This is a genomic window from Paenibacillus sp. OK060, assembly GCF_900101205.1.
GTDB lineage: Bacteria > Bacillota > Bacilli > Paenibacillales > Paenibacillaceae > Paenibacillus > Paenibacillus marchantiae.
Window position 1 is genome coordinate 248,077 of record NZ_FNFR01000004.1, and the last position, 20,466, is coordinate 268,542.

A 20,466-nucleotide genomic window follows, 5' to 3' on the forward strand; every position below is an offset into this window, starting at 1 on the left:
TTGTGTTTCTTTGTTTTAATCATCAATGAACACGAACCCAATCAGGTAAGCTGTCCCTGATGCAACTGATAATAGAAACCTTGCTGTTGCATCAACTCATCATGGCTGCCTCGTTCGGCAATTTTGCCGTCATCAATGACGAGAATCTGATCGGCCTCACGAATCGTGCTTAACCTGTGGGCAATGACAAAGCTGGTGCGATCCTTCATCAAGGTGCGCATCGCTTCCTGAATCTGCATTTCGGTACGTGTATCGATGCTGCTGGTTGCTTCGTCCAGAATAAGAATTGACGGATCAGCAAGAATGGCACGAGCGATGGTTAACAGTTGTCGCTGTCCTTGACTCAGATTGCTGCCACCGGAAATGATCGGGGTATCGTAACCCTGCGATAATTTGCGGATGAAGGAGTGGGCATTTGCCAACTTCGCCGCTTGCTGGATCTGTTCGTCCGTTGCATCCGGTTTGCCGTAGGCAATATTGTCACGAATGGTGCCGGAGAATAGATAGGCGTCTTGTAACACAATGCCAAGTTCGCGCCTTAGCTGGTCTTTCTCCAGTTCGGAGATGTCACAACCATCAATCGTAATCCGGCCGCCCGTAATCTCGTAAAAACGGGGAAGCAGGTTGATAATGGTCGTTTTACCCGCTCCAGTCGGTCCGACAAGTGCAATCATCTCGCCTGGCTTGGCGGTGAAGCTAACCTTTTTCAAGATTTCCCTCTCGGGGCTATACCCAAAGGATACATCTTCAAATACAACTTTACCCTGGATCTGCTGCAGTTGTTTCTTCTGTTCTTCCACGTATTCACTTGGTGTATCAATAATGTGGAATACGCGCTCGGCACCTGCAATAGCTGCCTGAATCAAGTTGTACTGGTTTGCCAAATCATTGATGGGCCGCTCAATCTGGCGGGAGTAAGCAAGGAAACTTACAATCAGCCCGATGGACGTCAGATCATGATAAGCCATCCATCCACCTACCGCTGCCAGTATGGCAAAGCCGATATTGTTCATGACATTCATCGTTGGCCCGACCAGACCGGATACGCTCTGAGCTTGGGTACTGGAAGTGCGAAGCTTCTCGTTCAGATTCTGAAAATGTTTTTGTGCCTGCTCCTGACGATTATAGGCTGCAACCACCTTTTGTCCGGCAATAGTTTCCTGAGCGTAGCCATTAAGCTCACCAAGCAACTTTTGCTGGGCGGTAAAATGTTTGCGTGTTCTTGAAGCGATCAGCCGAGTGGCAATCGTAATCAGGGGAACAGTGACCAGACTGAGCAGTGTCAGTCGGACATCCAGGGCTAACATAATCGACAGGGAGCCAACCAGCAAGATGGCGCTGGACATCAGTTGAGTTACACTTTGATTCAGCGTCGTGGACACGTTATCGATATCATTGGTAGCCCGGCTCATCAAATCACCGCTCTGATTTTTGTCAAAAAAGCTGATCGGCAGCTGTTGCAGCCGTGAAAACAGAGCATGGCGCAGATCTTTCACGGTCAGTTGGGAAACACCGATCATGACATAGGATTGAGCCCACATCATGAACGAGCCGAGGACGTATACGGTCAGCAATAACATGCAGTCTTTCAGCAGACCGTCCGTAATTTTGGGAACGATATGTTCATTGACCGCACGGCCGAGCAGATAAGGTCCTGCCAGATTAAGTAACGTTCCAAGAGCCGTCAGTACCAGAGCAGTGATAACCCCTTTGCGATGACGTCCCATGTATGACCATACTCGGATGATCGCGTGCCGTGCGTTCTTGGCTCTTACTTTGGGAACCGGACCTCGGCCGGGTGGCCCAGGTCTTCCGATCATCGGTGGGACAACGGTCTGATGGATGGAGGAAGAAGCGTTTTTAGCCAAATTGAACATCCTCCTTCCGTTGCTGCGAATAATAGATGGATTGGTAATGTGACGAATGGGCCATGAGATGTTCATGTGTACCACTTGCCACGATCTCTCCTTCATCAAGCACGTAAATACAGTCTGCATCCTTTACAGAAGAGATCCGTTGTGCAATCAAGAAGGTCGTACTATTTTTCATTAGTGAATGGAGCGCCTTCTGAATGCTTGCTTCGGTACGCAGATCGACGGCACTGGTGCTGTCGTCCAGAATTAGAACCTCCGGTTGCATGAGTAGGGCACGGGCGATAGAAATTCGCTGTTTCTGTCCACCTGAGAGATTGACCCCGCGCTGGCCCAACTCCGTGTCATATCCATCTTTCAGATTCATAATAAAATCATCAGCCGCCGCCGCTTGAGATGCGGCACGTAGTTCAGCTTCCGTTGCATCAGGTCTGCCGAAGCAGATGTTATCCCGGATGCTGCCACTGAACAGGATGGATTCCTGTAATACGATGGACACACGGCTGCGAAGATCCTGGAGATCCCAGTTACGCACGTTCACTCCATTCACGAGCACTTCACCCTGTGAGGCATCATACAAGCGGGGGATCAGCTGTACAAGTGAGGTTTTGCCTGATCCTGTAGATCCGAGCAGGGCCACTTTTTCTCCCGGCCGAGCCGTCAGTGTAATTCCGGAGAGGGTATGTTCTCCATCATAGCGGAAATATACGTCCTTGAATTCCACCTGACCTGCTCCTTTACGAGACATATCATCTCCCGATTGAATATCAGGCTGGGTGTGAAGCACCTCGTTGATGCGTGTTGCAGACACTTTGGCGCGGGAGAAGCTCATCATCATCATACCGATTGAAGTGAGCGACGAGAGTACAACCGTTACGTAGTTGATAAAAGCAATCAAGTCCCCGGCAGCAATATCGCCTCCAACCACCTGAAAGCCCCCAAACCACAGCACCGCTACAATGGTCGCATTCAGCATCAGGCTTAATACCGGTGCATTCAGCGATACGATGCGCCAAGCTTTCACTGCCGTATGGGTATAGTCTTCATTGGCTTGCTGGAAACGCTTCTTCTCCTGACGTGCGCGTGCAAAAGCTTTGACGACACGAATGCCGGCCAGATTCTCTTGAAGAACCGCGTTCACCTTGTCGAGTTTGTTCTGAACACTGGCGAACAGAGGATAGGAAGCGGATATCAGGATATATAAGATGATAAACAGAATCGGCACGGACAAAATGAGAATGAGCGCCAATTTGACACTGATCGTAAACGCCATAATAATACTGCCGATGATCAGCATCGGCGAACGGATAAACATACGCAGAAGCATCTGTACAAAGGTCTGCATCTGGGTGATATCACTCGTCAGGCGAGTAATAAGCGAGCCTTCCTGGAAGGTATCCAGATTACGGAACGAGAACTTCTGGATATGATCAAACAATTCCTGGCGCAGATCGGTTCCGTATCCAACGGCAGCTTTGCTTGAAAACAGCGTACATCCTGCACCGCCAACCCATCCGATTAACGCAAAAAGAAGCATAAACAAACCTGTAGTCATAATGTGGGACAGGTTCCCTGCAAGAACACCATCATCCACAATGCTGGACATCAGCTTGGGTTGAAGCAGGTCCATAGCAACCTCAAGGACCATGAGCAGCGGAGCAAGAATGGCCGCTGACTTATACGGGGTAAGAAATCGTTTTAACGTCCACAATGGGAAAAATCACCTCATTCGATATGAAATAATCATGTTGCAAAAATTTATGCAGACAGATGAATCTCACTTAATATTCTCGCAGATTCTGAACCATACGCTGGGCGAGCGCTGACATCAGCTGCGATTCTTCAGGTGTAAAATCTTTCTGGGCTTGGCGATCAAGCTCTAGGAATACTTCTCTCAGTTCCTTAAGCGCAGCACGGCCTTGATCGGTCAGATAGACACGCAGACTGCGCAGATCCTTCGGGTCAGCTTCACGCCGTATAAAACCCGAGCTTTCCATACGTTTCAGCATTACCGTTACCGTTGCAGGGGCGCGGCGAAGCTGTTCGGCCAGTTGTTTCTGGGTCTGACCATCTTCCCGTTCGAGCTGGAATAGCAGCGGCGGTTGTCCAGGATATAACTCAGGGTGGTTGATAAGTTTCTCATGAACCTTGTAACGCTGTAGCTTGACGAGTTCTGATAACTGTCCCATTAACCGTTCATTTCGATCTGATTTCATAAGCGCTTCCATCCTTTTAATTAGTCGACTAACTAAATGATAAGTTTCATTTGACATATCGTCAAGTGATTTTGATTTTTTAAAATGGATACAAAAAACCTCTGCTTTGAGTGGATGAAGAGAGCATGTTAGCTGACTCTGTTCCTATCTACAAAGAGAGGTTTTTTGGTGTTTTTTTATATGTCGTGGGTAAGGATCATTCTATTTCTTAGAAAACATTTCTTTGGCTTCATCCATGGCCATTTTATTGCCGATTGAAGAATAGTCCAGCCAAGGTTGAGCACCGATCGGGTAGACATGACCTGCTTTGACAGCCTTCAGTCCTTGCCAGATCGGATTATTTTGCAGTTCTTTGAACATGTTCTGAGCTTCATCATCCGAGTTCACAACAACGAAGATTGCATCTGCATCAAAGTCCGGCAGTATTTCACGTGAAACAACTTGATACGGTTTGGACGAATCGAATTCCTCAATGCCTTTAGCTGGAGTTAACCCCAGATCTTCATACAAAATTGGGCCCATTGGACGGCGTGTACTGAATACACGCAGTTCTTTGGCGGTAACACGGATAGCCATTACGGTGCCGTCACCGATTGTATCGTGAATCAGGGATTTCACTTCTTCCGTTTCAGTTGCATAATCCTGAATGTATTGCTCTGCTTCTTTCTCGCGGTTGACCAGTTTACCAATGTCTTTCAGATGGTCGCGCCAAGTGCCATCATCCAGATTGAAGACGTGTACAGGGGCGATTTTCTCGAATTTGGCAATATCATCACCGGAGAATTCTTCGTCCAGATAGATGACATCTGGTTTCAGGGCAAGCAAGGCTTCCATGTCCGGGTCCTTAACGGGACCGAGCGGCGTTGTATTTTGAAGACGGTCAGCAATATGGGACAGGAAGGCTTTGGCTTCCCCGCCGATCACCGAACCAACCGGTGTAATGCCGAGAGACAGCAGGTCATTGGTCAGATGGATCGACATGGATGCGATGCGTTGATCCCCGGAAGCGGAATTGGTATCCTGTGTAGCGTTCGAAGTGTCCGTAGTAGAACCTTCCGACGCAGAGGATGAATTATTGGCGTTCCCGCAGGCTGCGAGTACAAGCACCAGACAGATGCTCATGAAGAGCATAAGGTTTTTCTTTAACATGGGTAATCTCAATCTCCTTGAACATCTCATGGATGTTGTTTTTATGTTGGGTGTACCGGTGAAATTATTCGGATTGTTCCGATAAATTTATTACTTGGTTCGTACCAGCAGATATAAAAAGTAAGGTGCGCCGATCGCCGCGACCACAACACCTGCCGGAATGGAATTAGGCTGAAAGATCGTTCGCCCGACCGTATCGGCAGCAACCAGGATCACCATGCCGATGAGTCCGGCGGCTGGGATCAGATGGCGATGCATCGGGCCAACCAGTCTGCGGGCCAGATGCGGCGCCGCCAGACCAATGAATCCGATCCCGCCAGCCATAGACACACTGACGGCAGACAATGCTACCGTGCACAATAGTAAAATAACGCGTTGGGATCTGACGGGTGTACCAATACTGGTCGCGGCAGCATCTCCCAGATTGAAGGCATCCAGCGTTTTGGAGCGGCTCCATATGTACGAGATGCACAGCACAACCCATGGAAGCAGCGCCTGAACATGAACCCAGTCTCTGCCCCAGACGCTACCTGCCAGCCAGCGGGCGGCGAAGGAATAGGTGTCTTCATCCAAACGCAGGGACAGATAGAGCGTCAGGGCATGGAACCCGGCTGCTACGGCAATGCCCACCAGAATAAGTTTAATGGGGGATACTCCGTTATGTCGGTCATAGGATAGCAGCATGATAATTAACGCCGCGGCGACACTGCCTGCAAAAGCAAACAACGGAATCAGCAAGGCCACCGAACCATTCATGGAATGGGAGAAGCTTACGAATACCATCAATCCAAAAGCCGCTCCTGCATGCAAACCGAGGATGCCCGGATCGGCCAACGGATTGCGTGTAATGCCTTGCAGTGCAGCACCGGCAACACCGAGTCCCGCTCCGGCGAGTACAGTAACCAGAATGCGTGGCAGTCGATAGTCGAACAATACAATCTGATCATCCGGCGTACCATAGCCAATCAGGGTGTGAAGCACGGCTATTGGTGATAGGCGAATTGTTCCCGAGTTGAGGCTGATAACGATAACGGCACAGGCGATACAGAGCAGCGCAACGCTGACCGCTATGGAACGTTTGCCTCGTGAAGGTGTATTCGTGTTCATCGCTATAGGGCCCTCCTTTCTTTACGGGCCAGATAGAGGAAGAAAGGTACACCGACAAAGGCAACCATAATGCCTACAGCCAGTTCTTGAGGCGGGTTCACAATGCGTGATCCTAGATCGGCGAGCACCAGCAAGACGGCTCCGAGCAGGGAGGACATCGGAATGATGAGTCGATAATCCACGCCAACCAATTTGCGAGAAATATGTGGTATGACCAGTCCAACAAAGCCGATCGAGCCTACAGCAGAAACGGATACGCCAGCCAGCACAACAACCGCCGTCAAGGCAAACAGTCTGGTCCAGCGGAGGTTGATTCCGAGATTAATCGCAACTTCTTCTCCTAGCGACATGAGAGATATCCGACGGGCCATAGGCAAAGTGAGCACGAGAGTAACCAGCAGAACAGGCAGAATCAGCTTCAGATGCCGCCATTCAATTCCCCCGAAACCACCCGCATACCAGAAGGCTAAATCCTGGCTCAAGTCAAAATATATGGCGACACCGGTGCTAAGCGAACTCAGCATGGCTGCAATAACGGCACCCGCAACGGTAAGCCTGATGGACGTCAGTCCTCCGGGTGCCGCCATGCCCAGCAGGAAAATGAGCAGCGTGCCAAGCACAGCCCCTACAAATGACAGGAACATAATCCAGCCATAAGGCAATCCTGGCCAGAAGGCGAAGCTGAGCGCCACGACAAAGGTAGCGCCTGCATTGATCCCCAGAATGCCGGTATCTGCCAGCGGATTACGTGTGATTCCCTGCATGAGCGCTCCCGCCACAGCAAAGGCTGCGCCGATCACAGCAGCAGCAATGACACGTGGCAGCCTTAGCTCGTGAATAATCTGATGCGGCGTCAAAGCCGGATTGTACTGAAATATGGCAGTCCACACGGTCTCCAGTGTCAGCCCCTTGGCACCAAGAGAAATGGCGACAAACATACTAAGCAGCAGTGCGACAATGGCCGCCAAAAACATCAGGCCAACCGTCACTGCGGATTTTCTTGATTTGGACGGACGTTGTGACAGTCCCGGATGTTGAATGCGGGTCACTCCTTTGTTACCAACAACGCATTGCTGTTGTTATTGATTATCATTATCAATTAGTGAACATTATAAAATCTTAATTCAGGCCCGTACATGGCATAAATTAAGATTATAGAGATGGACATTTTTTAGATTACAGAAATGCTGGTTTGTTCGTCAACATAGAGAGCGCTTCATCAAGCTGGATGTTAATGGAATAAGGAGCATATACCACCCATGAATTCCAGTCTATGACATGAACACGTCCAGCTTTTACCGCAGGATAGTTTTCCCACAACGGATCAACAGTAATCTGCTGTAACAGAGTAGTACGTTCGTGCATGGACGTAACCGCAATCAGTAGCACATCCGCTTCGAGGCCATCCCATTCTCCAGGCGTGAAAGACATCCAGTTGAATCCCACACCGTCAGGTTTGCCTGTCAGTTCTTTCTGAATTCGATCTGGAGGTGACAGCTGCAGGCTGCGGTAAAATACATGACCGAAGTTGCGATTGCTGTACATGCGCGGTCCTTTTGCAGTTAAGGTACAGATCGCCACGGTGACCTGACCTGCTGTATCTCTGATCTTTTTGCGAGCCCGCTCCGCCTTACGCTCATGCCGATCCAGCCACTCCTTAGCCGCTTGAGTACGATCCACGATAGAGGCAATTTTCTGCAAATGACCAAACATGTCTGTCTGATTCCAAGGGACGGTAATGATTGGAGCGACATCTCCGATATGTTCTATCGCTTTAGCGGCTGCGTTGTCCTTGGTCAGAATTAAGTCGGGATTCACATCAAGGAATGCCTGTCGTCCCTGTTCCCACGGTTCATAGGCATGGAATGGCAACGTCAACGATTTGGGAACATGGGGCAGATGGCCCTGGATCTGGGCTGCGCATGGTGTGATGCCAAGAGTCATCAGGTGATCGGTGTATGGATAGGAGAGTGAGACGATATTTCGATGTACCTGCTTGGCATAGGAAGTTGGCGCATAACCGGCATGGTTCCTGAAGCGGCGGCTGAAATAGAATTCGTCCCGATAGCCTACCTGGCGGGCTACATCACGAATACGCAGATCTGAAGTCATGAGCAATTCCTTGGCTCGATTCATTCGTAAATGAGTGATATATTCGATAGGATTTTTCTGCATCCGACTCTTAAACAGCTGTGAATAATACGACGGATGCATACCTGCCAGTTCGGCCAGCTTTTCCAGCTTGATTTCGTTCATATAGTTTTCCCGCATATACTGCAAGGTGGATCTGAGCCACTGTTCAGGCTCGTCCTGTGCTTCCGCATGCACCTGACCTTCCTGCGGCCAGAGCGTATGAAGCAGATCGGTCAGAAGCAGCTGCACTTTCAAGCTGGTCTGTGAAGCTTCGGTTGTTAATTGTGCGGCAATTCGCTGTATCCCATAGTAAGGGCCCTGAATCCACCCAGTTACAGGTGAACCAAGATCTCGCTCATATATTCGCCGTTCTTTCGTTTTCTCAGCAACCCGAAACAGATCGAAATGAATGATATACAATTCAATCTCATGGTCCGCATCAGAGAAAAGCTCCAGAGAAGTTCCCGGTATAGACAAGAAGGCGGATTTACGTGTGACAAGGGATTCGATACCGTTCGCTACCAGCTTGCCCGTGAATTTATGCATGTAGACAAAGGTATGGTGAGGGAGTTCAGTCTGACTCCATTGCCAATGCGTATTCATGGTAACCAGCTCTGCCTGACGCAGTTCAAGCAACGCATCGTTCAGAAAAGCATCCATTTCCGTTCGTGTCATGGATTCATTCGAGCTTTTCGGCTGATCCGGTTGGGTCAACGTGTGGGAGGTATTGCGGTTATTATTGGTGCTTGGATGGGTTAACATGGTGTGACCTCCTTTCCTCGCGAGGTTGATATATCATAGTGAGCGCAGCCGCATATCCGATGTGAACCACTGTCGGTATGTCATCAGGCTGAGCAGAATGCTGGTAATGGCGGCTGAGCTGGTAAAAGCAAACACGATCAGAATCTGGTAACGCACGGCCTCAACCGGATCAGCACCCGCAATAATCATGCCTGTCATCATGCCAGGAAGCTGTACAAGTCCTACCGTTTTCATGCCATCGATCGTGGGGATCATGCTGGATTTTACAGAACGTTTCAATACGTCTTGAAAAGCACGTCTTGGCGTTGCGCCCAGTGCAAGCAGGGATTCAATCTCTCCTTTGGAGGATTCGACCTCGCGCTTCATCTGATTCAGGAACAGCCCGGACACTACCATGGCATTACCGATGGTCATCCCGCTCAATGGAATAATGTATTGCGGAGTAGGCTCTACAATACCCAGACCTAACAACAGCCCCATCATGAGCAGCTCCGTGACCGTAATTGCAGCCGCAATATATAAGGAAATCCAGCGAAGTCCTTTGCCACGTTTGCCAGCATTAATGGAGGCTACGATAATCATGAATCCGACAATGGCAATGATAAGAACGGGGTGGTCCGAGTTAAATATAAATTGAAGTACATATCCGACAAGCAACAGCTGTACAGCGGAACGAACGGTGCCTATAGCAATATCCTTTTCCAGATCAAGCTTCTGCCAGACAGAGATGAGCATGGTGACCATCACAAATATAATGGTAAAACTCAAAGCGATGAGTGACATGATTTCTCCTTATTCTGCCGCAGGGGCAGGGTGCATAATGAATTGTCTGGCCAGGTCCGTGGCCGGATTGTCAAAAAAATGAGCTGTCGGCTGGCGCTCCAACAATGTCTGATTGCCCATAAACCAGGTGGTTGTACTGAATGATTGTGCCTGTTCCTGATCATGGGTAACCCAGACGAGCGAAGTACCTTCCTGCTGGCTCCAGCGGGTCAATTGCTCCTCCACTAGGCGTGCGTTGGTCCGATCCAGGGAAGCAGTCACTTCATCCAGCAGCAGGACTTCAGGACGCAGCATCATGGAACGAATAAGAGCTATGCGCTGTTTCTCTCCACCGGAGAGGTCGATGGCCCGCTTATGAATATCAAGATTCTCCAATCCCATACCTGAAAGCAGGCGTCGGGCGAGATCCTGATCGTATGGCTGCCTGTGAAGCAGATGCACTGTTTTCAGGTTATCTTCCACACTGCCTGCCAGCATGACAGCTTGCTGTGCGACATAAGTCATGCGTGTGCGCCAGATACGAGGGTCCGACTCCCGATAAGAAATTCCTTTCCAGATCAGGTCTCCTTCATCAGGAATATCCAGCAGGGCGAGAATGCGGAGCAATGTGCTCTTCCCTTGGCCGGATGCACCGAGTATGGCAATACGTTCTCCCTTATCCACTTCTGCGTTCACATGTTCAAATAAAATACGCTGCTCGGTTAGACCGATACGTTTTACTAGTTTATCAATGGTTAAAAGTGTGGACAAAGTCGGGTCGTCCTTTCATCCGTGATCTGCAATCATCTTAGCAAAAATACGAAAAAATTGAAATGAGAGTGAATCTCAATTAGATCATTGAAATGACAACATGGAATGTAAGAGATGAAACGGGTCTGACGCAAGCGTTTCTTTTTGGTAAAATAAAGAAGACTCCGTGTTGCCTAATCGAGATCGTGATCTTTTTAAAATATGTTGATATCAGGGGAGGCTTTACGATGACGAAAGTTGTTGGACGGGACAAGGTAAATTGGGGCATTATGGGTACGGGATGGATTGCATCCCAGTTCGCACGAGATCTGGAGCATGCCGGAAACGCCGTAAAAGCGGCGGTGGGTTCACGAACATCTGGAAGCGCAGAGAAATTTGCAGCTGAATATGGTTTTGCACGCGCTTACGGTTCATATGAAGAGATGCTTCAGGACCCTGAAGTGGATATTATTTATGTGGCAACACCGCATCCGCTACATAAGGAAAATGTACTTGCTTGTCTGGAAGCGGGCAAAGCAGTACTCTGTGAGAAACCGTTTACGATGAATGCCCGTCAGCTGGAGCAACTGGTGGAGAAGGCGCGTGAGCGCAATCTTTTTCTCATGGAAGGTATGTGGACACGCTTTCTGCCACCGATTACCCAAGCCAGAGCATGGATTGCGGAGGGCAGAATCGGCGAGGTACGTTTGGTCAAAGCAGACTTCGGTTTCCGTGTAGGCTGGGAGCCGGAAGGCAGATTGCTTAACCCGGATCTGGGTGGAGGTGCTTTGCTTGATGCAGGCGTATATCCGATCTCCTTCGCGTCCATGATTTTTGGCGAGCAGCCTCAGCATGTGTGGAGTACGGCGAACATTGGACAGACGGGTGTGGATGAACAGTTCTCCGTACTGTTGTCTTATTCTGAAGGTCGTTCTGCATCGCTGAATGGAGCCATTCGTCTTAACTTGAGTAACGAGGCTGTCATATATGGCACAGAAGGGTACATTCGTTTACCACTTTTCCTGGCAGGCAAAGAAGCTTATCTACATGTGAACGGTCAGGACGAACCGGAGACATTTATCGATGACCGGACGTGTATTGGATATGCGTTTGAAGCGGAGGAAGCAGGTCGCTGCATCCTGGAAGGACGTACGGAGAGCAGAACGATCCAACTGGACGAATCCCTGGAAATCATGAAGTTGATGGACACGATTCGTGGACAGTGGGGCCTGCGTTACAAATCCGAGTAAATAGACAGGAGTGGAAAAGCGATGGTGAAAATTCTGATCTCCGGATTTGAACCTTTTGGCGGGGATGCTGTGAATCCGACGGGAGAACTGATGGAGGCACTTGCACATGAAGTGATAGATGGAGCGGAGCTGAAAACAGTGCTGCTGCCTGTGCATTTCGATGAATGTGCGGATCTGCTAATCGCAGAGATGGAATCCTATCAACCGGATGTTGTCATCGCCTGTGGTTTAGCCAAAGGCAGGACGGCCATTACACCTGAACGGATTGCTGTTAATGTCAAAGATATTCCTCCTGGCTCCTATGCGGACAACCAAGGGCAGAATCCCGTGGACGAGCTCATAGTGGAAGGCAGCCCGGATGGCCTGTTCTCCACATTGCCGATTCGTGCAATAGTGAATAACATGGGGGCAGCAGGCATCCCGGCTGCGGTGTCCAATACGGCAGGTACGTATATTTGCAACAATACGATGTACCGGGTGCTGGATCATATCCGATTGAGACAACTTCCGATTCGTGCCGGATTTGTACATTTTCCAGCTTCAACGGAGATGGCTGTGCTTCAGCCTTCCGTGTCGTCGCTGCCCATTCCCATGATGCTGGATGCTCTGCGGGTTATGATTCGCACGGTAGTGGCGGAGTAATTGAGTTTGGATCAACATTTTGTATAGGTTCGGTTTGTTGTTGGAATAAATTAATAAGGGCTGTCCTATTGTCATGAATATGACTTTATAGGACAGCCCTTTGTATTATCTAACGAACTAGAGTCACTTTTAATAAAATGTTAACGATTCGTTAGCGCCTTGGACACGCAGGTCAATAGCATAGCACTGAGATCGTGCCCAACAGAAAATAGGAAAACGAAATTGGGCACAGCCTCCTATTTTGTATTGATACCGTGCGAATTAGATCCGCAACAAATCTAGATCGAACTCGGGAACAAGTCCTTCTTTCATCGCTCGTCCAAGCAATGCTGTAATTGCACCGTAACCGTCATCGCCCAGGTTGGCGCTGAACTCATTAACGTACAGGCCGATATGCTGCGCAGTTACATCAGGGTCCATCTCTTGTGCATGTTCCATAACGTATGCTTTGGACTCATCTGGATGCGCCCAAGCGTATTCCACCGAGGCACGTGCCCAACCTGCAAGAGCATGAGCATCCAGGTTACGACGGGCGATGATTGCACCCAGCGGGATTGGCAGGCCAGTGTCGCTTTCCCACCAGTTACCGAGATCTGTCATAAGTTTGAGATCATAATTCTGGTACGTGAAACGTGCTTCATGGATAACCAAACCTGCATCGATCTTGCCGTCCCGTACAGCAGGCATAATCTGGTCGAATGGCATAACGACAATCTCGCCTACACCGCCGGGAACATTTTGTGCTGCCCAGAGACGGAATAACAGGTAGGCTGTTGAACGTTCGCTCGGCACGGCAACTCGGCGTCCTGAGAGATAGGCTGGATCGGTTGTACCGTTAGCGGTCAGAACCAGCGGACCACATCCTCTGCCAAGTGCGCCGCCCGCAGGCAAGAGCGCATAATCATTCAGCACATAAGGCAGTGCTGCATAGGATATTTTCATAACTTCAGGTGTATCTGGTCCATCCGGATTTGCCGCAAGGCCGTTGGTAATATCGATGTCCGCATAACGCACATCAAGCTCAGGTGCACCAGGAATCAGTCCATGCACCCAGGCGTGAAAGATAAATGTATCGTTAGGACAAGGGGAAAATGCAATTTTCATGATGTAAGTACCTCCCGTAAAATGGAACTTGCAGCCTGGAGCGCATCCAGAGCGTCCTTGATGCGCCAGGCGTCGCGGTCGCGTGGACCGACCGCGTTGGATATAGCCCGTAGTTCGAGTGCTGGTATACCGAACTGCTGGGCTGCAGTTACTACGCCGAAGCCTTCCATGCCTTCGGCGGCGGCATCCGGCACGCGGCGCAGCAGCTCCGCGGCCGTCTCGGCAGTTCCTGTCGCCGTGGATACGGTGACCGCCGTGCCTCCGCTGACAGCGAGCCCTGCCCGCTGCAGCTCATGGCGCAGGCGCGCGGCAAGCACCGCGTCCGCCGCCACACGGGACGAGCCGAAACCGAGCTCGTCCACGCTGAGGAAGCCGTCTGGCGTCTGCGAGCCCAGATCGGCGGCAACCATGGCGTCGGCTACCACGAGGGAGCCGACGTCCGCTCGGCCGGGGAACCCGCCGCCGATGCCGGCACTGACCACCAGCGTGTACGCTGGGGTCAGTCCGGTCCCGGCAAGGGGCCCCGGCCTTGAGGATGCGGCAGATGCCTGTGCCGCATCGGGTTCGCTTGGCGCGGCGGAGCCTTGCGCCAGCGCATTTGCGCCAGCCGCTGCTGAGGCAAAGGCCAGCGTGGCAGCAGTTCCTGCTGCGGCCGAGGCAGGGCCAACACCAGCAGCAATCACATCAAAGTGCGCAGCTTGGTCACCCAGGCCGCGTAGTACAGCCTCTTTTTCCGCATCAACGGCGGTTACGATTAATACACGCTGTGTCGAAGCTGTGGATGTCGCGTTTGTTTCAAAGCTACTTGACAAGCTTGCAGTTTCTGGGCGATTACGTTCTATAGAATCATTCTTTTTCTGTTCATTCATCCCGAATTCTCCCTCATGAGGTTTTTATAAAGCCATCTATAAAATATGTACGCATAGGCCAGACGGAGTGACAACTATACTGACAACGAGCGAAGCGAGCACGTGAACCAGTGAATGAGCACAACGTTCTTCTCCATCATAACGGAAGGGGAAAGATCAGAACAAGCTTTGAACGTATTTAGCCGGATAAGCGATTTAACGAACAGTAGCAACTCGCCCGAACCAACCAAACTGAACCCAAAATCATGCCTTTTAAATACCGGAGTGATCTATTTTTATTTGCCTATATGTCACTTTAATCATATATATAAACCTAACGCGAATCATACGAGAAGTCAAAGTAAATGGTTGACAATCTGTATTAACTGTACTAATAATAGTAATACAGTTAATACACCTTAGGATTGGATATATACACTTCAATATACAGTCATTGTTCATCAATAGGGTATTACAACTTTTATAGAGAGGAGGTGCGGGATGTTCGAATTGGATGTACGCAGCCGTAAGGCGATCTATGAGCAACTAGTAGACAAAATCAAAGAAATGATCGTGTACGGTGTTCTCCAACCCGATGAGCAGCTGCCTTCCGTTCGCACACTGTCCGGGCAGCTTACGGTTAATCCGAATACGATTCAGAAGGCGTACCGGGAACTTGAACGTGAAGGTTATATCTATTCATTGCAGGGAAAAGGGAGCTTCGTATCATCGTCCGTGGAACATCCGAATGCAGCCATGAGAGATGAAATCAGAGCCGCTCTGGTGAAGCTGATTGCGGAAGCTTCATATTCCGGTCTAAGCAAAGCCGATATGACGCTTTTATTTGAGGAAGCGATGGCCCGTATAGAGAAGGGGGAGCCTCATGATTGAGCTGAATCAGGTCATTAAGGCATTTGAACAGGAAAAAGCCGTTGATGGCGTCACGATGCAAGTACATAAGGGATCGATCTACGGTTTACTCGGTTCCAACGGGGCAGGCAAAACGTCGCTGCTCAAAATACTGGCAGGCATCTATCGTCAGGATAGCGGAACGGTTCGCATTGAGGGACAAGAAGTATATGAAAATATGGACCTCAAGGGACGCACCATTTTTATGGCGGATGCGCCATACTTTTTCCCGCAATCGTCCATCCATCAGATGGCTGCCTTCTACCGTTCGGTATATCCGCGCTGGAATGAGGAGCGTTTTGTACAGCTCGGCAGTGTATTTAAACTGGATGTGAAACGTAAACTGCATCGCATGTCCAAAGGCATGCGCCGTCAGGCAGCCGTATGGCTTGGACTTAGCTGCATGCCTGAAGTGCTGCTCATGGATGAGCCAATTGATGGGCTTGATCCGGTCATGCGGCAGCAGATCAAGAACCTGCTGTTCCAGGAAGCAGCGGAGCGTCAGGTGACGATTCTGATCTCGTCTCACAATTTGCGCGAGATTGAAGACCTATGCGATCATGTTGCCATCATGCACAAAGGGCGGATTATCGTAGAGAAAGATCTCGATGATCTGAAGGCTGATACACATAAAATTCAGGTCGCTTTCCGCCATCCTGATCATGCCAAGGCTATGGACGAACAGGTGAATATTTTGCATGAAGAGCAGCGTGGAAGTGTATCCCTGTTTATTGTGAAAGGCAATCGCGAGGCTGTGACGGAACGGTTCCGTGCATTTGATCCCTATCTGCTGGATGTGCTGCCGCTGACGCTGGAAGAAATATTTATCTATGAAATGGAGGATGCAGGATATGATATTCAACCGATTGTTCTGTAACCGGGGCATCCTGTTCCAAAATTTCAGGCAGCATGGATGGATCGGCATCTTGTACCTGATCACGTTGTTGTTTTCGCTACCGCTCCATATCAGTACAGAGTACCGGGATTTACCCCAGCAGATTACGAGTTTGTTCCAAGCGAATGGGGAACTACAAATTCTGTTTGCCATTACGTTCCCGGTAGCTGCGGGTATATTTTTATTCCGTTATATGCAATCAGGTGCTCCTTCGGATCTGTTCCACAGTTTGCCACTGCAACGAAAGCATCTACTCACGGTTAATCTGTTGACGGGGTTCGTCATGATTTTGGTTCCGGTCTGGATTACCACGGCAATAACCGGTTGGGTATGGGCAGTACTGGATCAGCCAGCCTATACTTTCGGTGGCAGTGAGATCTGGATGTGGGGGCTCAGTATGAGCATCTACTCGTTGTTTATGTTCATGCTGACCGTGGTGGTAGGCATTTGCATTGGACAGTCTGTATTACAGGGACTTACCGTATACGGCATCCTGATGTTACCGGTCGTTATCTGGTTTGTTTTCTCACTGCATCTGCACCACTATCTTCTGGGGTATGTTTATGAAGACGTGGGCTTTAATGCAGAGAAACTCTCACTTGTCCTGCGTATGGGTTCCATCAGCAGTGCTCCTGTAATTCGTTTGGAACTTATCATTTATTCGGTTCTAGCCATTTTGTTCATCCCGTTGGCATATGTAATTTATGCTAGAAGACAAGTGGAGTCCGCCACTCAGGCAGTCACGTTCCGTATTGTAAAACCGATATTCCGTTTTGGATTTATGTTTACACTGGTTCTGATAGGTGGGGCTTATTTCACCTCGATTGCACCCAGAGCTTCTGTAGGGTGGGACGTATGTGGTTACGTCCTTGGTGGAATTGTGGGCTATATTGGAGCAGAGATGATTATCCGCAAAACCTGGCTCATTTGGACCAGCAGATTGGTTCCGAAATTGGTTCTATACGGTATCGTGGCTGGATTGATCTTGTATGTACCCGTCGCTGATTGGAACGGATATGCTGCCCGGGTGCCTGATATAAGCAAGGTCAACAGTATTAAGCTTGGCGGAGATCGTTACATTTATAGCAATGGTATTAATGTGAAGGTGGATGATAGTCCATTCTATTCGAATGATCCGGAATATATGGAAGCAATCATCGCTCTCCATCAAAAAATTGTCGATACCGATCTGCCTTTGAGAGATCCAGTTAATCCGGACGATGATTATGATGAGAATGTATATATCAACTACAAACTGGAGAACGGCAGGGTGATGAAGCGCAGATATAATATCCCCGAAACCGAATTTCACAAGGAATTGATGGCTGTAAAACAGACAATAGATTACAAAAGGGTTGCGTATGATACGTTCAAATTGGATGAGGATGCGCTGAGTATTGGATTGCGCTCAAGTCTGAGTCCGTATCGTAAGGTATACATTAGCAATCCCAAACAAGTTCGTGAGTTCAAAGAATTGATGAAACAGGACATCTTGGATCAGACCTACGAAGAACAGCGCTCCCTTTGGCAGTCCTTTGCCTACGCGGAATTGAATCAGAGTTCAACATCTTCCGATCCTTATCAGCCGAAGGAGATGTGGAATTTTGATATTAAACCGAGTTATAAGCGAGTACTGGCATGGTTGGAAGAGAACAACTTATACGACCAGCTTCAAGTCCCGGCAGACGAAGTCGCTTCGGCACAATTTGTGAAGCAGGAGATTGATAGTCCGGGTAAGGCGAAGTGGGTTTACTCTGATTCGGATTATATAGACGGGAATTCAAGCGGTAACAAACAGATCGCAACTAAAAACAAAAAAATAATAAGCGATCTGCTTCAACGTCAACGAGCCGGATATCGGACAGAGAAGGATACGGTCTACCATATCAAGCTTAATTTCATTCGTGGTGAGAATATTTACATGATCCTGAAGGAAGAAGACCTGACAGAAGAAATGAAGGCCATCCTGGCCGAACAGTAAGATAATTTGCAAGTGGGAAGGGTTCTCCCGGTAAATATGCTGATTTCTCGATCTGACTTGACCAGAATACAAGTATGGAATATATTAGAAAAAAGGTAATGATTCGATTCGAAATGATGACCATTTCGGCGAATCCCATATGGAACGGCTTATGAGGGAAGCACCCGTAAGAGCAGGCAATACGCCTGACTTGCGGGTGCTCTTTTTGTTTTTTTGCCAGTTTGTATATCAGGGATCGTAATCGAGTCACCGCACAGATACTCCAGCAGGTTCTAACTATCAATTCAATTTGAAGGGAGCAGAAGAGAATGCAAATTGAAGTTTTGGAGGACAAGGGAAATCATCAGGTGGGTCATTGTTCATGTTCAGTGCAAGCCAGGCAAAGCCGTATAATTGAGGGAAATGATGACAGGCAAAAGACTATGAATCAATCCCATATGAGGAGCATGAGAGATCGTAGTTTCATGAGCAACCTTAGCAACCGATACGGGGCACGCCCTAACCTTTGTGCTAACGTATGGACGCGTATGAGTCTGGGACTCATCATCATCTTCAGTATCAGTGTGATTTACTATTCCTCCGCTGCTGAAGCGGCGGGTCCTGAGCTTGGCGTAACAGCCCAGAAGGCGTGGGAGACCGTGCTGAGCAAGGCAGATTCGCAGACCAAGTTGTCCCTGCAACGAGCGTACGAGAACGTTGGCAACTGGACGACGCAGGAACAAGCTTGGGAACAAAAGACAAAAACCATTCATGCCGCCAATACCAAGGAGCTGGAACAATTACGTGTAAGTATAAGGCAAATCGATGATACCAAGATCGCTGGTTTAACCGAAAAGGTAAAACAAACCGAGGCCCGGTATGAGTCTTTGTTTGCTTTGTACAGTTCAGTGAATAGGCAGCTCGACGCCGCCAAAGCGATCAAAAACAAAGAATGGAGTGCGGCTATTCGCACCCAAGCGGATACGTTGAAACCAGTTGTTCAGCTTGCCCGAGAAGACATTCGTTTCAAGAAAAAGGAGCTTGCCGAAGCTCGCAAACGGAAAAGCACAGAAGTGAAACGATTGCGTACTTTACTGGCTGGAGCGGATCCGGTGAAGAAGCAGATTCAAACGGGCGAAAAACAGGCGAGCCTATCGAAAGAGCGATATTCAAACGCGTTACAGCAGTTCAAGCAGAGTACGAAGCAAGGCCAGTCATCACGTGTGTTAAGTTCGTTGAACTCATTGGCTGCAGCGACAGAGAAATGGGCAGGCTCCAAACAACATATCTATACACTGGAACAGAAGGTAAGTGCTACCTACGCCAAAGTCAGACAGGAACTGACCAAGAGACCTAAATAAAAGCGAGCTACATTATCCTTTTTGCGACTACCGAGTAACAACAGTATAGTCGATGAGAAGACAGGACTGTGGTACACTCGAAGCAAACGAGGCGGCAGGAGGATATGAATGGCAGACAAAGAAGATTTGACCCGGTTCGGTGTGGCATTTCCCACGCCTCTGATCGAACAGTTTGACAGCTATATTGAAGAGCAGGGATACAAGAACCGTTCGGAAGCTTTTCGTGATTTGGTCCGTAAAACATTGCTGGAGCCCTCTGCATTGCATTCCGAGCAGGATGTAGCTGGAACTATTGTGATGGTGTATGACCACCATATCAGTGATCTTCCTATTCGGTTAATGGAGCTGCAGCACGAGGCACACCATGACATCATCTCCAATATGCATGTGCACCTGAACCATAATCAGTGTCTGGAGGTCATTGCGGTACGGGGCAACCTAGGACGATTGCGTCATCTGCATCAGCAGATCCAGGTTCAAAAAGGAGTACTATATGCAGAGCTGTCCGTAACGTATGTGGATGAACTCAACAAAATGGCAAGCCACCACAGTCCTCACAATCATGATCACAGCTAAAATTAACAAAGTCATCACCATCCTCACAATTCTCCTGATTCTTCAATGGATTAAATTTTAAAAATTTCAATAACCGATTCATTGGCTTTAGCCGACTTTGTCCATAGCACGTATTTAGAACAGCAGATTATTGGTCCAATACCGATAATTTGTTGTTCTTTTGTTTTGTTA

At 48.9% G+C, this 20,466-nt stretch carries 18 protein-coding genes; 7 read left to right on the forward strand and 11 right to left on the reverse strand.

What is annotated here, in order from left to right; genetic code table 11:
• Positions 1-41: 41 nt before the first annotated feature.
• The 9 genes from BLS14_RS16305 to BLS14_RS16345 form a co-directional block, all read right to left on the reverse strand.
• On the reverse strand, positions 42-1,877 hold the full coding sequence (locus BLS14_RS16305) for an ABC transporter ATP-binding protein (protein ID WP_176854612.1): 1,836 nt from the start codon (positions 1,875-1,877) through the stop codon (positions 42-44).
• Entirely contained in the window at positions 1,861-3,582 is a 1,722-nt protein-coding gene (locus BLS14_RS16310; RefSeq protein ID WP_063568244.1) for an ABC transporter ATP-binding protein, read from the reverse strand. Before BLS14_RS16310 ends, BLS14_RS16305 begins: the two co-directional genes overlap by 17 nt.
• Positions 3,583-3,652: 70 nt before the next feature.
• Positions 3,653-4,087, reverse strand: a complete 435-nt coding sequence (locus BLS14_RS16315; RefSeq protein WP_176854559.1) for a MarR family winged helix-turn-helix transcriptional regulator — start codon at positions 4,085-4,087, stop codon at positions 3,653-3,655.
• 201 nt (positions 4,088-4,288) lie between these two features.
• Complete coding sequence (locus BLS14_RS16320; RefSeq protein ID WP_090952940.1) at positions 4,289-5,236, reverse strand: iron-hydroxamate ABC transporter substrate-binding protein; 948 nt, start codon at positions 5,234-5,236, stop codon at positions 4,289-4,291.
• A 90-nt stretch (positions 5,237-5,326) separates the two neighbouring features.
• Positions 5,327-6,343 carry a FecCD family ABC transporter permease gene (locus BLS14_RS16325; RefSeq protein ID WP_063568241.1) on the reverse strand — a complete coding sequence of 339 codons (1,017 nt, stop codon included), beginning with the start codon at positions 6,341-6,343 and terminating at the stop codon, positions 5,327-5,329.
• A gap of 2 nt (positions 6,344-6,345) precedes the next feature.
• Entirely contained in the window at positions 6,346-7,317 is a 972-nt protein-coding gene (locus tag BLS14_RS16330) for a FecCD family ABC transporter permease (RefSeq protein ID WP_063568249.1), read from the reverse strand.
• Positions 7,318-7,519: 202 nt separating this feature from the next.
• Complete coding sequence (locus tag BLS14_RS16335; protein WP_090952942.1) at positions 7,520-9,238, reverse strand: helix-turn-helix domain-containing protein; 1,719 nt, start codon at positions 9,236-9,238, stop codon at positions 7,520-7,522.
• A 33-nt stretch (positions 9,239-9,271) separates the two neighbouring features.
• Positions 9,272-10,021, reverse strand: a complete 750-nt coding sequence (gene fetB, locus BLS14_RS16340) for an ABC transporter permease (RefSeq protein ID WP_090952944.1) — start codon at positions 10,019-10,021, stop codon at positions 9,272-9,274.
• A gap of 9 nt (positions 10,022-10,030) precedes the next feature.
• A complete protein-coding gene (locus BLS14_RS16345; RefSeq protein ID WP_090952946.1) occupies positions 10,031-10,771 on the reverse strand; it encodes an ABC transporter ATP-binding protein in 741 nt (246 codons plus the stop codon).
• Positions 10,772-10,998: 227 nt separating this feature from the next.
• On the opposite strand from BLS14_RS16345, the gene BLS14_RS16350 reads away from it, so the two are divergent.
• Complete coding sequence (locus BLS14_RS16350; RefSeq protein ID WP_090952948.1) at positions 10,999-12,000, forward strand: Gfo/Idh/MocA family protein; 1,002 nt, start codon at positions 10,999-11,001, stop codon at positions 11,998-12,000.
• 21 nt (positions 12,001-12,021) lie between these two features.
• Positions 12,022-12,642 carry a pyroglutamyl-peptidase I gene (locus tag BLS14_RS16355; protein WP_176854561.1) on the forward strand — a complete coding sequence of 207 codons (621 nt, stop codon included), beginning with the start codon at positions 12,022-12,024 and terminating at the stop codon, positions 12,640-12,642.
• Positions 12,643-12,903: 261 nt separating this feature from the next.
• On the opposite strand, the gene BLS14_RS16360 is transcribed toward BLS14_RS16355, so the two are convergent.
• Together BLS14_RS16360 and BLS14_RS16365 are read right to left on the reverse strand one after the other, a co-directional pair.
• Complete coding sequence (locus BLS14_RS16360) at positions 12,904-13,746, reverse strand: 1,4-dihydroxy-6-naphtoate synthase (protein WP_063568235.1); 843 nt, start codon at positions 13,744-13,746, stop codon at positions 12,904-12,906.
• Positions 13,743-14,615, reverse strand: coding sequence for a futalosine hydrolase (locus BLS14_RS16365; protein ID WP_176854563.1), 873 nt, complete (start codon positions 14,613-14,615; stop codon positions 13,743-13,745). Before BLS14_RS16365 ends, BLS14_RS16360 begins: the two co-directional genes overlap by 4 nt.
• Before the next feature lie 480 nt (positions 14,616-15,095).
• Here BLS14_RS16365 and BLS14_RS16370 point away from each other — a divergent pair, with 480 nt between their 5' ends.
• From BLS14_RS16370 to nikR, 5 genes are all read left to right on the forward strand, one after another.
• The gene (locus BLS14_RS16370; protein WP_053783970.1) at positions 15,096-15,485 is read left to right on the forward strand and encodes a GntR family transcriptional regulator; all 390 of its coding nucleotides are present in this window, start codon (positions 15,096-15,098) and stop codon (positions 15,483-15,485) included.
• On the forward strand, positions 15,478-16,380 hold the full coding sequence (locus BLS14_RS16375) for an ABC transporter ATP-binding protein (protein WP_072735169.1): 903 nt from the start codon (positions 15,478-15,480) through the stop codon (positions 16,378-16,380). The genes BLS14_RS16370 and BLS14_RS16375 overlap by 8 nt, the downstream gene beginning before the upstream one ends.
• The gene (locus BLS14_RS16380) at positions 16,355-18,379 is read left to right on the forward strand and encodes a hypothetical protein (RefSeq protein WP_090952949.1); all 2,025 of its coding nucleotides are present in this window, start codon (positions 16,355-16,357) and stop codon (positions 18,377-18,379) included. The genes BLS14_RS16375 and BLS14_RS16380 overlap by 26 nt, the downstream gene beginning before the upstream one ends.
• A 446-nt stretch (positions 18,380-18,825) precedes the next feature.
• On the forward strand, positions 18,826-19,719 hold the full coding sequence (locus BLS14_RS16385) for a hypothetical protein (protein ID WP_176854565.1): 894 nt from the start codon (positions 18,826-18,828) through the stop codon (positions 19,717-19,719).
• Positions 19,720-19,827: 108 nt separating this feature from the next.
• Complete coding sequence (gene nikR / locus BLS14_RS16390; RefSeq protein ID WP_090952953.1) at positions 19,828-20,295, forward strand: nickel-responsive transcriptional regulator NikR; 468 nt, start codon at positions 19,828-19,830, stop codon at positions 20,293-20,295.
• Positions 20,296-20,466 lie beyond the last annotated feature (171 nt).